Origin of the sequence: Bacillus sp. Brlt_9 (assembly GCF_051948935.1) — a bacterium.
GTDB lineage: Bacteria > Bacillota > Bacilli > Bacillales > Bacillaceae_G > Bacillus_A.
Window position 1 is genome coordinate 362,177 of record NZ_JAYJLO010000002.1, and the last position, 14,399, is coordinate 376,575.

The window sequence follows — 14,399 nt, forward strand, 5'->3', positions numbered from 1 at the left end:
ATTATAATACCTCCAATTTTTCTGAAGATGATTTATCCCAAAGGTCTGTAAACATCCAGCATCGAACTTCACTTCCATCTTGCGTGAGTTGAAGTTCTGGAAGAGTATTGTGACATAGTTCTTTTGCATGTGTGCATCTATCAGCAAAGCGACATCCGCTCGGCATATGGTATGGACTCGGTACGGATCCAGGAATAGTTTGTAACTCTTCTTGGTCTGTATCGAGTCTTGGAAGAGATTGAAGAAGTCCGATTGTATAAGGATGTTTTGGACTAGTAAATATATGCTCGATATCTGCATATTCGACGATTTTTCCAGCGTACATAACGGCGACTCTATCGCATGTTTCTGACACGACTCCTAAGTCATGTGTAATCATGATAATTCCCATACCGAGTTGTTTTTGAAGTGATTTCATAAGTGATAATATTTGAGCTTGAATTGTTACATCAAGAGCGGTTGTTGGTTCATCTGCAATGAGTAAATCTGGATTGCAAGCAAGTGCCATTGCAATCATAATGCGTTGTCGCATTCCTCCACTTAGTTCATGAGGCTCTTGTTTTGCACGCTTTTCAGGAGAAGGAATTCCAACTAGTTTCAACATATCGACGGCTTTATTCCAAGCTTCCTTTTTATTTAATTTTTGATGGATACGAATTGCTTCTGCGATCTGTTCCCCAACAGAATATACTGGATTCAAAGATGTCATTGGTTCTTGGAAAATCATTGAGATTTGATTTCCGCGAATTGCACGCATTTCAGCTTCGTTTTGTTGTAATAAATCTTTTCCTTTAAATAAAATGCTTCCCTTAATTTTACTGCCGCTTTCTCGGTCAATTAATCTCATAATGGATAGAGAAGTGATACTCTTCCCACAACCAGATTCACCTACGATGCCGAGTGTTTCTCCTTTAGAAACAGAGAAATTTAAACCATCAACCGCTTTGCTTACACCTTCGTCTGTAAAGAAATGTGTTTTTAAATCTTTAACTTGTAATACCTCTTCCTTTTTATTCATTTTTGTGCACCCCCTTAATTAAGTTCAATACGTTTATTGAAATGACGGTATAAAATATCAACAATAAGATTGACTAGAACGAAGATGACCGAGGCGATTAATACGCCCCCTTGTAACATTGGTAAGTCTCTCATTCGGATGGCGTCTACGATCAATCTTCCAAGTCCATTTATAGCAAAAACTGATTCTACTAAAACTGTACCGCCTAAAAGGGCACCAAATTGTAATCCAACAACAGTAATAACGGGAATTAATGCGTTTCTCAAAGCATGTTTATATATAACAACTCTTTCTTTTACCCCCTTTGCTCTTGCTGTTCGTATATAATCTTGGCGTATAACATCAAGCATACTTGAGCGAGTCATACGTGCTACAATTGCTGCGCCAGATGCACCTAGTGTAAGTGCTGGTAAAACCATGTGTATCCAAGTTCCCCAACCAGAAACGGGGAATATTTGAATTTGGACAGAGAAGTAGAAAATGAGCATAAGTCCAAACCAAAAGCTTGGTAATGAGACACCTAACAAAGCGATAATCATAATAGAAACATCTGTCCAAGAATATTGCTTTGTAGCAGAGATGATACCAGCAATCATCCCAATTACAACTGTAATGACGATACTACACAGTGCGAGTTCAATAGTGATTGGAAGGCGGATTAATACTTCGTCTAACACTGGGCGGTTAGAACGAATTGAAACCCCGAAATCTCCTTGTAATATATTTCCGATATAAGAGAAATATTGCATGATAAAGGGTTTGTCTAATCCTAATTGATGGCGTATTTGCTCGACAGTTTCTTTTGATGCTCCTTCACCAGCGATAAGGAGAGCTGGGTCACCGGGTACCATTTGCATAATTAAGAAAACGACGAATACAACGCCGAAAAGAACGGGAATTAATTGTAGTATTCTACGAAATATAAACATTAGCATGTATAATGCCCCTTTCTATTTTTTTAGTCTCGGATCTAGTGCATCACGTAATCCGTCACCAAACATGTTTAAACCGATTACGAGTGTAGACATTGCGATTCCAGGGAACATTGCAATATGTGGTGCGGTAAATAAAAAGTCGCGCCCATTACTTAACATGGCACCCCATTCAGGTGAAGGTGGTTGTGCTCCAAGTCCTAAAAATGATAATCCAGCTGCAGATAAAATTGCTGTAGCTAAGCGTAAAGTAGCTTGGACGATAATAGGTGATAAGATGTTAGGGAATATGTGTTTCATAATAATAGTAAAATCGTTTGCCCCTAGTGCTCTTATAGCATCGATATACTCTAATTTTTTTACTGTTAATGTAGAAGCTCTAACGATACGAGCGAACATAGGGATTGAGAAAAAGCCAATAGCGATAATTACGTTCACAAGACTTGGTCCTAGTGCGCCTACAATGGCAAGAGCAAGTAAAATACCAGGGAAAGCTAGCATAATATCAATGATTCGCATAATGATTGTGTCAAACCATCCACCGTAATAACCAGAAATGATACCAAGAATAATGCCGAACAATGCCCCAATAAATACAGAAGAAAATCCAACAAGTAACGAAAGGCGTGTCCCGTGTAAAAGGCGGCTTAAAATATCTCTGCCTTTATCATCTGTTCCCATCCAATGTTCCATAGATGGTGGTTGTAATTTGTTAACTAACTGAATATCAAATGGATTGTAGGGTGCTAACAATGGGGCAAATATAGCTATTAAAATATAGAAAAGAACGATAATACCCCCGATAAATGCCATCTTATTTTTTTTCAGTTTTCGATAGCTAATGATCCATTTCGATGTGTTCTTCGTTTGAATCGTTTGTAAAGAAGTATTTTCTTCTTTAGAAAGACGAACTTCCATTTTTCATACCTCCCTTTCTTTATGATTAAATTATCAGAAAATTAAAACGAGTCAACGAGTTTAAAACAATAAGTAAAGAAAGTGCAAATAGAAGTAAAGATGTTTCAAAATAATTCAGAAAATTCAATAAGTAAAGAAAGTGCAAATAGAAGTAAAGATGTTTAAAAACTTTTTCCGCAAAGTTATTTATAATTACAAATACATAGACGAAATTGAAAAAGAAAGGGTGGTGGAATGATCTGCTATTAGAAAGTAAGAGATAGAAAGCTAGATGTAAGGTTTCACTTTAGGATGTAGAGATAAAAGAAAGTGGAGGGGGAAGGGCGATGAGATTCAAAAGGGGACTTGTGATTTGTTTTATCACAATTTTATGTCTTTCAGTTTTTCTAGCGGGGTGTTCATCTAATACGAAGACAGGAAATGAAGGGTCAGGAAGCAATGGAACAAAAGAAGGCGGTGTTTTAACAATTGCTAGACTGTCAGATGCTGATAATTTAGATCCGCATTTTATTACAAACATCCCTTCCGCAAGTGTTGTGTACCATAAAGTGTATGAAAATCTTGTACAACGAGATAAAAACATGGATTTTAAGCCGATGTTAGCAAAGGAATGGAAACAAATTGATGATTTAAATTGGGAATTTAAGTTGCAACAAGGAGTGAAATTCCAAGATGGTGCACCATTTAATGCTGAGGCAGTAAAGAAAAACTTTGAACGTGTATTAGACCCGAAAGTAGGTTCAAATCGAGCAACTGTTTATTCCATGATTCAAGAAATAAAAGTAATTGATGAATACACAGTACAGTTCGTATTGAAATACCCATACTCACCTCTTTTATCTATTTTCGCAAGTAATGAAGGAAGTATTTTAAGTCCGAAGGCAATTGATGAAAAAGGGAAAGGCTTAGCGCAGCATCCGGTTGGGACAGGTCCATATACTTTTAAATCATGGAAACCAGGTGAAGAAATTCGACTTGAAAAGAATAAAAATTATTGGGGTGAAAAATCAAAGATTGATGAAGTGGTATTCAAAGTAGTACCAGAAGATGCAACACGTATTGGAATGATTGAAACTAGTGAAGCTCATATTGCAGAGAATTTACCTGTAACTGAGGTAGAGCGTGTGAAAAATTCACCATCCATGGAGTTAATTGAAAATGAAGGTTTAGGTGTAGAATATATTGGCTTTAATGTACAGAAAAAGCCATTTGACAACCCGCTTGTTCGTCAAGCGATTGCACATGCGATTGAAACGAAAGGGATTTTAAAAGGGGTATATAACGATGTTGGGACTGAAGTGAACTCGGTAATGACTCCTAAAGTATTCGGTTATACGAAAGACGTAAAAGGATATAAGTATGACATTAATACTGCAAAAAAATTATTAGCAGAGGCTGGCTATCCAAATGGGTTTAAAACAACAATTTGGACGAATGACAGCAAGGTTAGAATGGCGTTAGTGGAAGTAATTCAATCTCAATTAAAAGGGATTGGCGTTGATGTAGAAATTAAAGTTATGGAATATGGTGCGTTTTTAGCTGCAACGAATAAATCAGAACATGCGATGTTTGTTGGAGGATGGGGAAATGCAACAGGTGATGGTGACTATAATCAATATAATTTATTCCATTCTAGTTCACACGGAGCAACTGGTAACCAATTCTTCTATAGTAATTCGGAAGTAGATAAATTAATAGAAGAGGCTAGAAAAGAAAAAGATGAGACGAAGAGAAAAGAATTGTATAAACAGTTACAAGAAATTGAATTAAAAGATGCTTTATTAGTACCAATTCGAGGGATTAATCATATTGCCGCAACTACGAAAAATATAAAAGGATTTTGGATTGATCCATCTGGGTATTTGCGACTGGAAGGTGTAGAACTACAGTAAAATAGGAAATTCTATCAGTGTAAAACATTATTTTACACTGATAGAAATTTTTATCTATTTTTGTTTCATTTGTACAGTAGAAAAATCATATTGCGAAGGGAGATTGACAAAGTGAGTGTAAAATCACAATATTGGTTAACGAATGTGAAACTTGAATGTGGGTACGTATATGAGGAATCGCGAATTACAAGTACAGAAACAGAGATTTGTAGTTTGTTTATTGAAGATGGAAAGATTACGAAGATATTACCTGGAATTATATCGGAACAAGATGGTGAAGTAGTAAATGCAAATGGTTTACTGGCATTACCAGCATTTGAAGAAATGCATATTCATATTGATAAAACGTATTATGGTGGACCGTGGAAAGCATGTACACCAGTAAAAAGTATATTCACTCGCATTCATGAGGAGCAAACTATTCTTCCGAAGCAATTAGAAACTGCAAAGAGTAGAGCGGAGAAAATGTTGCAATTACTTCTTGAAAATGGAGCGACAAATATTCGAACACATTGCAATATTGATCCTGTAATTGGTCTTGGAAATTTAGAAGCAACGATTGCAGCGCTAGAAACATATAAAGACAAGTTATCAGCAAAAATCGTAGCATTCCCGCAACACGGTTTGTTACGAAGTAATTCCGTAGGGCTTGTAAAAGACGCTATGCGTATGGGAGCTCATTTAGTAGGTGGAGTAGACCCAGCTACAGTAGACGGTAATATTGAAAAATCATTAAATACAATTATGGATATTGCAGTAGAGTTCGATTCAGATATTGATATTCATTTACATGACGCGGACCAACTCGGAACATTTACAATGAAGAGATTGGCAGCATTAACAGAAGAAGCAGGGTGGCAAGGAAGGGTTACGATTAGTCATGCTCTTGGACTTGGAGATGTATCTGTAGAAGAAGCAGAGGAAATGGCTGAACGACTTGCGGCATTAGGCATTGATATAACATCAACAGTTCCAATTAGTAGACATGTAATTCCAGTTCCACTATTAAATCGTAAAGGTGTAAAAGTTTCACTAGGAAACGATAGTATAACTGATCATTGGTCGCCATTTGGAACAGGAGATATGTTGCAAAAGGCAAATTGTCTAGCGGAGAGATTTAGATGGATTGACGAGCGCTCTTTAGGGAAAGCACTTCAGTTTATTACGGGTGGGAAATCTATATTAGATGATCAAGGGAATCGTCAATGGCCAAAAGTCGGGGATGAAGCAAATATCGTCTTTACAAAAGCATCATGTTCAGCCGAAGTAGTAGCAAGACAAACAGAGCGCTGTGCTGTTTTATATAAAGGAAATGTGGTTGCTGGTAGTTTGCAAAAAGCGGCTATAAATAATCTTGTTTGAGAGGATGATTGAAATGCAAAATGTGTATTGGTTAACGAATGTACGATTAGAAACAGGTTACAAGTTTAATAATGAAGTAGTTACAGGTACAAAAACAGCTTTGCATCATTTACTCATACAGGATGGAAAGATCGAAAAGATTGTACTTGCGGATGTACCGCTTCAAACAGAATATGAAACGAAAGATGCGAAAGAATTGCTTGTTCTTCCGTCGTTTGTGGAAAATCATTTTCACCTTGATAAGACAAGACTTGGTGGTCCATGGGAAGCATGTACACCAGTAAAAAATATTATTGAGAGATTAGAGTTAGAACAGCAGGAGTTACCAATTTTAGCTCAAACAACTGGAGAGAGAGCAGAGTTATTACTAAGCAACATTTTAAATGCTGGTTCGACTCATATACGAACGCATGTAAATATTGATCCGTATATCGGTCTTAAAAACTTAGAATCTGTCCGTCAAACTTTAGAGAATATGAAAGGTGCGTTTACATATGAAATCGTAGCATTCCCACAGCATGGTTTACTTCGTACAGAAGCGCATTCTCTTATGAGAGAAGCGATGAAAATGGGCGCAAATTTAGTAGGTGGTGTAGATCCAGCTACTGTAGATAATAACATTGAAAAATCACTTTTTGATATGATGGAAATTGCTGTAGAGGCAAATGCAGATGTTGATTTGCATTTACATGATGCAGGGCATTTAGGTATTTATACAATTAAAAAATTAGCTCAATTTACAGAAGAGGCTAATTGGGACGGGCGTGTTGCGGTCAGTCATGCATTTAGTCTAGGCGATGTATCTAAAGAAGAAGGAGCAGATATGGCAGACCTATTAGCTGAGAGAGGAATGTCTATTATTACGACAGTACCAATTAACAGAAATATGCCGCCAGTACCATTACTTACAGAAAAAGGTGTTTCCGTTTCTTTAGGTTGCGATAGTATGTTTGATTCGTGGGGCCCATTTGGCAATGCTGATATTTTTGAAAGAGTAGGGCGTTTAGCAGAAAAGTATCGCTGGATTGATGAGAAGTCTTTATCTTCTTCTTTAGCGTATATTACAGGTGGAAAAACGCCATTAGATCAAGAAGGAAATCAAGTTTGGCCTAAAGTAGGAGATAAAGCTGACTTCGTCTTCTTACAAGCTACATGTTCAGCAGAAGCGATTGCTAGACGAGCGAAGCGACCAGCTGTAATGAAAGAAGGAAAAATCGTAGCAGGTTCCTTGCAACATGTTCAAGGTGTATTGATTTAATTTACGTATCTCCCTAATTTATATATATTTTTTCAAGGGTTCCTAATGAAAGAATAGGAATCCTTCTTTTTTACGAGAAAAGGAGGGGAATAGGTGACACGTACATATATATTACTGTTTATATGTGTAGTAGTTTGGGGGAGTAATTTTATATTTGGTGCGATTTTAGTAAATACATTCCATCCGGTGTGGTTAACGACACTTCGCTTACTATTTATTAATTTGTTTTTTCTAGCGTACGCTATTATGTGTAAGAAAGACTTATATATAGAAAAGAATGAGATGAAAAGTGTATTATTAATTGGGATCATAGGTGTCGCGATTAATCAATGGTCTTTTTATGAAGGGTTACAAACAGCAGATCCAACAACAGCTGCGCTAATATTAGCACTTACTCCTGTCATGACTTCTATTTTAGCGGTATTTATTTTAAACGAACCGTTAACAGCCAAGTTAGTAATAGGAGGGGGAATTGCTACTTTTGGAGTGTTTTTTGTAATTGGTGTTGGGCAGAGGTTTGTCTTTTCAGAAGGGTTAATATGGATTTTTATAACGATGCTATCTTTTTCTTTATCTATCGTTTTAATTCGGAAATTGGGGAACAGAGATGATATGTTTTTGATTACATTCTTTTCTTCAATTTTTGGTTTTTTAATTATGCTACCGTTTCTTGCTTTTACCTTTTCTCATATAACGTTGAAATACTCTATAGAGAGTTGGGCGCTTCTCATTGTGACAGCAATACTTATGCATGGAATTTGTACATTGGTTTGGAATAATCAATTGAGAAAAGCACAAGCATCAACAGCAGCAATGTTTTTAAATTTAGAACCATTCGTTACGATGGTGGTAGGCTATATTATATTGCAGAAAAGTGTAACAGCTATTCAAATAATTGGAGCTGTTTTTATCGTTTGTGGAGTTTATATTGCAACATTTGGATACGGGAAGAAATCGAAGGGACAAAAGGTGTTGTTTCGAAAAGCTACGTAATAGTATAGTGTGTATTTCTATGTGAAATGTATGGAAGGGATGAAAAAATTGGACAATCAACATAATCAAAATCATATTATGGGAACTTTGCAATGGTTTATATTTTTACTAGCAAATTCAATCGCACTACCAATTGTCGTTGGCGGATTATTTCATCTTACGACGGAAGAAATATTTTATTTAATGCAGCGTACATTTTTTGTAGTCGGTATATCTTCTTTTTTGCAAGGGTGGCTTGGACATAGACTACCAATTGCGGATGGACCAGCTGGATCTTGGGTTGGAGTATTTACCGTACTTGCTTACGCAACGGCCGGACAAGATCAATTACATAGTACGTTGCAAATTTTAGAATTAGGAATGATAATTTCCGGTGTTATTTTAATTGGATTAGGGGTAACTGGTTTTATTGGACGCATTTTATTTTTATTTACGCCGCTTGTGACAGGGACGTTTTTACTTTTATTATGTTTACAATTAAGTGGCGTATTTTTAAAAGGAATGCTAGGAATTACTGCTACTGCTTCTCAAATCGATGGATTTACAGCGATAATTGCGTTTAGCATATTTCTTTTCGTTATTATACTATCTAACTTCGGGAAAGGTTTTGTCAAAAGTTATGCGGTTTTAATAGGATTAATTAGTGGGTGGATTCTTTTTCTAATTGCAGGAAAAGTGACGATTCCATCTCAAGTAACTCATTTTGTGCAACTTCCGCAAATATTTGCTTGGGGGCTTCCAAAATGGAATACAGGTATGGCTGTATCAAGTTTCGTTATGGTATGTATTTTAGTTTCTAATACAGTGGCAGCTATTATAGCAATTAATCAAGCTACCATTCAAAAAGGGACTATTGAACAGAAACAGTTGAAGGATGGTACGTGGGTTGGAGGCATTTCGCATATCATTTCTTCTGTATTTTCAACTGTAGGTGTCGTGCCGCTACCCGCGACAGCAGGATTTATACGTTTAACGAAACAAAAATATATACGATCGTTCTTACTAGCATGTATGTTATTAGTCGTGATGTCGATGTTCCCAAGTATTATTCGTTATTTAGCATCTTTACCATCCGCTGTCGCCTCTGCGGTTTTAATGGCTTCTTTCGTACAGCTAATTGGAATTGGGTTTAATAATATAAAACAAGTGGAGCTTAATGAAAGGAATGTAACGATTTTAGGCGTTGCAGTATTATTTGGCAGCGGCGTTATGTTTTTACCGTCTGGAGCGCTCCAATCCTTACCGTCTGTTATGCAATATATATTCGGAAATGGTTTGTTCGTAGGTACAGTTGTCAGCATATTACTAGAACAAATATGGCGTACTGAAAATTGAGTGGATACAAAGAGTGAACGTACTGTATAAAAGTCTAAAATAACATGTGAAATAAAGCCCATTTTCATTCACCACCCGCACATTTCGTTCATACAATATCTTGACTAAATAAACACCCAACTTACACATACACGGCTCTGGCTTAAGCAAGGAGGGTTATACCAGTTGAAGGAAAAAGCGTATCAATCTAAACCGTTACTCACAAAGAGAGAGAGAGAAGTATTTGAATTACTGGTTCAAGATAAAACAACGAAGGAAATTGCAGGTGAACTTTTTATCAGTGAAAAAACAGTGCGCAACCACATTTCAAACGCAATGCAAAAGCTAGGAGTTAAAGGACGTTCACAAGCAGTTGTTGAGCTTCTTCGCATGGGAGAGCTCGAACTATAAAAAGGAAGCCGACTTTTAAATGAAGAGTCGGCTATTTTTCTGTCTGTTTCATGTTCTATAAGAACATTCCATACATAAATAGGTAGTAAGGAGGGGATATGTTGAAAAGGATATTGTTAGTTTCAACAAGCGCTCATGATATGAATGGACACCCGACTGGTTTGTGGTTGGAAGAGCTTGCAGCTCCTTATCGTGTATTTAAAAAGGCTAAGTTTGATGTTGATATTGTGTCGATAAAGGGCGGTAAAGTACCTATTGATAGAGTTTCTATTCCGAACGGGATACCTCGTGAATTTAAGCATGTCGCTTCTTTATTGCGAAATACGAAGCCGATCTCAAATGTTCATTTTTCGGATTATGATGCGGTTTTATTTGGTGGTGGGCACGGGGCGATTGTAGATTTTCCAGGTAATCCATATGTTGCAAATTTGATTGAGAATATGTACAACAATAACCGGATTGTAGCGGCTGTTTGTCACGGAGTAAGTTCTTTAGTCGGTGTGAAAAATAAGGACGGCTCGTTTTTTAGTGCGGGTAAGCATATAACAGGTTATACAAATGATGAGGAAAAAGCTGTACATTTAGAAAAGCGAGTGCCGTTTTTGTTAGAAAATAAATTGAAAGAAGAAGGGGCTTTGTTTTATGTGGCTCCAAATTTTACGCCGCACGTCGTAGTAGATGAGCGTTTAATTACAGGGCAAAATCCGCAGTCTAGTATGGAAATAGGGAAAGCTATAAGAAGAGCTGTAAATAAAGTATAGAAAAAGTGCTCGTTACTCATAAAGGTAGCGGGCATTTTTTTCTATAAGATAAATGCCCCCTTAAACTAAAAAGATGTATTGAGTATAGTGACTTCATTTATAATTAATCGCGAATTTGCTATACTATTTTGTATGGACAAAAGGGGAGGCTCTTTTAATGAGAAAAGTTGCGTGTGCAAACACTTATATTAATAAAATAAAGCCTGTTATTAGAAAAACGAGTTTTAGTCAATTGAAAATAGATGAAATTGCGAAGTATATGGATATTAGTAAAGCTACTTTATATAAACGTTTTTCTTCAAAAGATGAGATTATTGAAGCTGTAGTAGAAGATTTTATGAACTACCTTCTTGAAGGAGATGCGTATAATCAAGATGAAAGTATGTCTTTTGCAGAACGTTTCCAAAAGACGTTTATTCACTCTTTAAAATGTGTGACGTATATTTCAGATGTCTTTTTACAAGATTTGAAAGAGGCATATCCGCACTTATCTGATCAGTTAGTCGCTGCACAACAAAATCGTAATCATAATTTGCAAATCTTTTTTGAAGCTGGTATGGAACAAGGCTACTTTAATAAAATGAACGCACAATTATTTATGGTGCAAGATGATGTGATGTTAAGACGTATTATAGATCATTCTTTTTGTATTCAGTACGATATTACGTTAAAGAAAGCGATACTTGATTTTTATCAATTAAAGAAGTATCAACTTTTTAAACCAGAGTATATAGAAGCAATTGATGATTCGGAAATTGAAAAAGAAGTTATTGCTATTTTGCAAATGATTTCGTAAAAAAGCAGGTTTTCCTATTGTAATGGAAAACCTGCTTTTTTATTACATGTTATTTTTTACGTGTTGTAATACTAATGCAGCTACTGCACCACCTGAAGCTGGGTTTTGACCAGTGATAACACGATTATCTTCTACAGCGAAAGCTTCCCAAGGCTCTGCAGCTTTTTCGTAAAGTCCTCCACTTTTAATGAGTTCATCTTCAGTTAAAAATGGAACAAATTGATCTAATTCAGCTAGTTTTTCTTCTTCATTTGAGAATCCTGTTACTTTTTTACCACTAATTAAACGTTCCCCATTACTTAATGTGATATGAAATAAACCAGCAGCTCCGTGACAGACAGAGGAAACGATTCCGCCATTTTCATAAATGTTGCGGCTAATCATTTGAAGTTCTTTATTGTCTGGGAAGTCCCAAATTACGCCGTGACCGCCTGCGTAATAAATAACGGCGTAGTCTTCTGGGTTCACTTCACTCGGTTTCATTGTAGAACCGAGACGATTCATAAATTCTTTCTTTTGATACCATTCCCAATCGACGCTCTCCGCCATTGCTAAACTATGCGGATCAATCGGTGTATAGCCGCCTTGTGGACTAACATAATCTACTTCATAACCAGCTTCTTCAACCTTTTTAACGAAATGGACAGCTTCACCAAGCCAAAGACCAGTAGCTCGATTTAAATTTGGATGTTTTTCTATGCTCGTTAATACGACTAACATTTTTTTCTTCATCATAATCCTCCTGTAATGTTTCTTCTATATAAAAGTTTTTTTATTTATTTGGTTTTATTAAGTTAGAAATTGCAAACTTGAATAACCATAGCAGTCCTCCTTATACCGGATTCGAAATTAGTGTATAACAATTTTTAAACAAAGTAAACTAAAAACACTAAACCAGTTTACTTTGTGTATTTTTCGTTGACAAACTGTAATGCTGAAACTATGATAGTTCCATGAATATCGAACAATGTACATGTTTCGTTTCGAATTCAATTTGTCGCGCGATGAATGTATACATTTGATGAAGTTGTTTAGTGGTAATAGAGGAGCTAAACAACTTTATTTTTCATTTTTATTTACAGTTACTACAATCAGGAGAGGTGTTACACATGGGGAAAGATATAAGTAACCATTCAAAATGGTTTGTTTTCACATTATGTTTTATCGTTTTATTAGGACCGATGAATGCGGTTTTATTTAATGTAGCGTTAGAGGATATTGCTCATGATTTATCCATTAGCCAATCGAAGGTAAGTTGGGTTGTAGTAGGGTATTCCTTAGTTGTCGGTATTGGTTCGATGATCTATGGGAAGCTGGCTGATCGTTATAGCGTAAAAAAACTATTAATTATTTCAATTATCATATTCGCAGCAGGTTCTATTATTGGATTTATGAATCAATCTTATGCGATTACCATTCTTGCAAGATTAGTGCAGGCGAGTGGGGGCGCGGCATTTATTGCGCTTAGTATGATTGCGGTGGCAAAGTTAGTTGTTCCTGCTAAGAAGCCTGGTGCGTTAGCGATGATTAGTTCTTCTATTGCATTAGCGATAGGCATTGGTCCTTTAGTTGGCGGAGCAATTACAAATACATTAGGGTGGCCATATTTATTTTTATTTATGATTATTTCAGTAGTTGGGATTTTCTTGCTTATGAAATTTATGTCAGAAGAAGCGCATCATACGGCTGAAGCGTTTCATTTTGATTACATCGGAGCGGCGTTATTATTTGCATTCATTACGACTGTTTTATTAGGTGTAAATATTAATAGTTGGCTATTTGTGTTATCGGTAGTTTTCTTATTTTTATTCACGGTTCGTATGAAGAACGCGGAGCATCCATTTATTGATATTGAGTTGTTTACAAATAAACCATTTCTTCGTTTAATAGCGGTCGGATTTATAATGAATGTGGCGTTATGTGCTAGTTTATTATTATTACCATTACTGTTAGGAAGAGAGCACGGATTGTCTCCGTTCGTTATTGGAATTGCATTGTTTGTTGCATCACTCTTTGGTATGGTGTCTAGTTTTATTACTGGGAAGATTGTCCCTTCGTTTGGAAATGTGAACATGATTTATGTAGCGTCTGTCATTATGATCGTTGGCTTTTTAATTTTAGCGCTTATTCCGGATGGGAACTTAATGGTTATTTTAGTGGCGATTATTTTAACATTTATGAGTTATTCAGCTATTCAAGTATCAGTAAACACATTTATACCGAAAACATTACATCCAGCTAAAGTTGGAGTCGGTCTTGGCTTATATAATTTAATTAACTTTTTCGGTATGGCATTTGGACCAGCTGTTACGAGCAAAATTATGGAATCTACAAATAGTTATCGTTTGAATTTTATTTTAATCGTCATGTTAATTTCTGCTCATTTCTTCTTGTTAATAGGAATGTCTTCTTTCCAAAAAAAGATGGAACAATAAAGTGAAACTTTAATTAGTGGGGGTATCCCCACTAATTATTAGCCTACAACAATCGGGCTTTTATGGGCAGCATGATCCCCATCTAACTTCTTTGCTTTCGCGGGGGTCTTACTGCCCGGCAAATAGCGTGGTAAATACGCACTTTATATAGAAGAAACCGATTTTCGTATAGAAGGTCGGTTATTTTTCTGTCTTGCAAATTATGAAAAAAAGGAGCAAAATAAAAAAGGTCCTAGTCTATACAGGTACAAATGAAAATTTTCATACAGAAGCAGTTTAAGTGAGCGAACTTAAAGTGTGTAAAATATA

Annotated in this window: 13 protein-coding genes; 9 read left to right on the forward strand and 4 right to left on the reverse strand. The window is 36.1% G+C overall.

Annotated features, from left to right (window positions below; genetic code table 11):
* Position 1 precedes the first annotated feature (1 nt).
* The 3 genes from VF726_RS08115 to nikC are packed head-to-tail and all read right to left on the reverse strand — an operon-like array spanning position 2 to position 2,868.
* Positions 2-1,018 (reverse strand): ABC transporter ATP-binding protein, encoded by a 1,017-nt coding sequence (locus VF726_RS08115; protein ID WP_440167279.1) that lies wholly within the window; start codon positions 1,016-1,018, stop codon positions 2-4.
* Between the two features lie 14 nt (positions 1,019-1,032).
* Positions 1,033-1,953, reverse strand: coding sequence for a nickel ABC transporter permease (nikB, locus tag VF726_RS08120; RefSeq protein ID WP_440167281.1), 921 nt, complete (start codon positions 1,951-1,953; stop codon positions 1,033-1,035).
* A 15-nt stretch (positions 1,954-1,968) separates the two neighbouring features.
* Positions 1,969-2,868: a nickel transporter permease gene (nikC, locus tag VF726_RS08125; RefSeq protein ID WP_000453816.1), complete on the reverse strand. Its 900-nt coding sequence runs from the start codon at positions 2,866-2,868 to the stop codon at positions 1,969-1,971.
* A gap of 326 nt (positions 2,869-3,194) precedes the next feature.
* On the opposite strand from nikC, the gene VF726_RS08130 reads away from it, so the two are divergent.
* The 8 genes from VF726_RS08130 to VF726_RS08165 all read left to right on the forward strand — a co-directional run bounded on the left by VF726_RS08130 (position 3,195) and on the right by VF726_RS08165 (position 11,655).
* Positions 3,195-4,760 carry a glutathione ABC transporter substrate-binding protein gene (locus VF726_RS08130; RefSeq protein ID WP_440167284.1) on the forward strand — a complete coding sequence of 522 codons (1,566 nt, stop codon included), beginning with the start codon at positions 3,195-3,197 and terminating at the stop codon, positions 4,758-4,760.
* A gap of 111 nt (positions 4,761-4,871) precedes the next feature.
* The gene (locus VF726_RS08135) at positions 4,872-6,122 is read left to right on the forward strand and encodes an amidohydrolase family protein (protein WP_440167286.1); all 1,251 of its coding nucleotides are present in this window, start codon (positions 4,872-4,874) and stop codon (positions 6,120-6,122) included.
* A 13-nt stretch (positions 6,123-6,135) separates the two neighbouring features.
* Complete coding sequence (locus VF726_RS08140; RefSeq protein ID WP_440167288.1) at positions 6,136-7,380, forward strand: amidohydrolase family protein; 1,245 nt, start codon at positions 6,136-6,138, stop codon at positions 7,378-7,380.
* 93 nt (positions 7,381-7,473) lie between these two features.
* Complete coding sequence (locus VF726_RS08145; RefSeq protein WP_440167290.1) at positions 7,474-8,373, forward strand: DMT family transporter; 900 nt, start codon at positions 7,474-7,476, stop codon at positions 8,371-8,373.
* Positions 8,374-8,412: 39 nt separating this feature from the next.
* On the forward strand, positions 8,413-9,708 hold the full coding sequence (locus tag VF726_RS08150) for a purine/pyrimidine permease (protein ID WP_440167292.1): 1,296 nt from the start codon (positions 8,413-8,415) through the stop codon (positions 9,706-9,708).
* A gap of 165 nt (positions 9,709-9,873) precedes the next feature.
* Positions 9,874-10,098, forward strand: coding sequence for a spore germination transcription factor GerE (gene gerE / locus VF726_RS08155; RefSeq protein WP_000659484.1), 225 nt, complete (start codon positions 9,874-9,876; stop codon positions 10,096-10,098).
* Between the two features lie 98 nt (positions 10,099-10,196).
* Positions 10,197-10,859 (forward strand): type 1 glutamine amidotransferase domain-containing protein, encoded by a 663-nt coding sequence (locus tag VF726_RS08160; protein ID WP_440167295.1) that lies wholly within the window; start codon positions 10,197-10,199, stop codon positions 10,857-10,859.
* A 157-nt stretch (positions 10,860-11,016) separates the two neighbouring features.
* Entirely contained in the window at positions 11,017-11,655 is a 639-nt protein-coding gene (locus tag VF726_RS08165) for a TetR/AcrR family transcriptional regulator (RefSeq protein WP_001233029.1), read from the forward strand.
* Positions 11,656-11,697: 42 nt separating this feature from the next.
* Here the strand turns inward: VF726_RS08165 and VF726_RS08170 are convergent, their stop codons facing one another.
* Positions 11,698-12,387, reverse strand: coding sequence for a type 1 glutamine amidotransferase domain-containing protein (locus tag VF726_RS08170; protein ID WP_440167299.1), 690 nt, complete (start codon positions 12,385-12,387; stop codon positions 11,698-11,700).
* A gap of 377 nt (positions 12,388-12,764) precedes the next feature.
* Here VF726_RS08170 and VF726_RS08175 point away from each other — a divergent pair, with 377 nt between their 5' ends.
* Positions 12,765-14,090: an MFS transporter gene (locus VF726_RS08175; protein ID WP_440167301.1), complete on the forward strand. Its 1,326-nt coding sequence runs from the start codon at positions 12,765-12,767 to the stop codon at positions 14,088-14,090.
* Positions 14,091-14,399 lie beyond the last annotated feature (309 nt).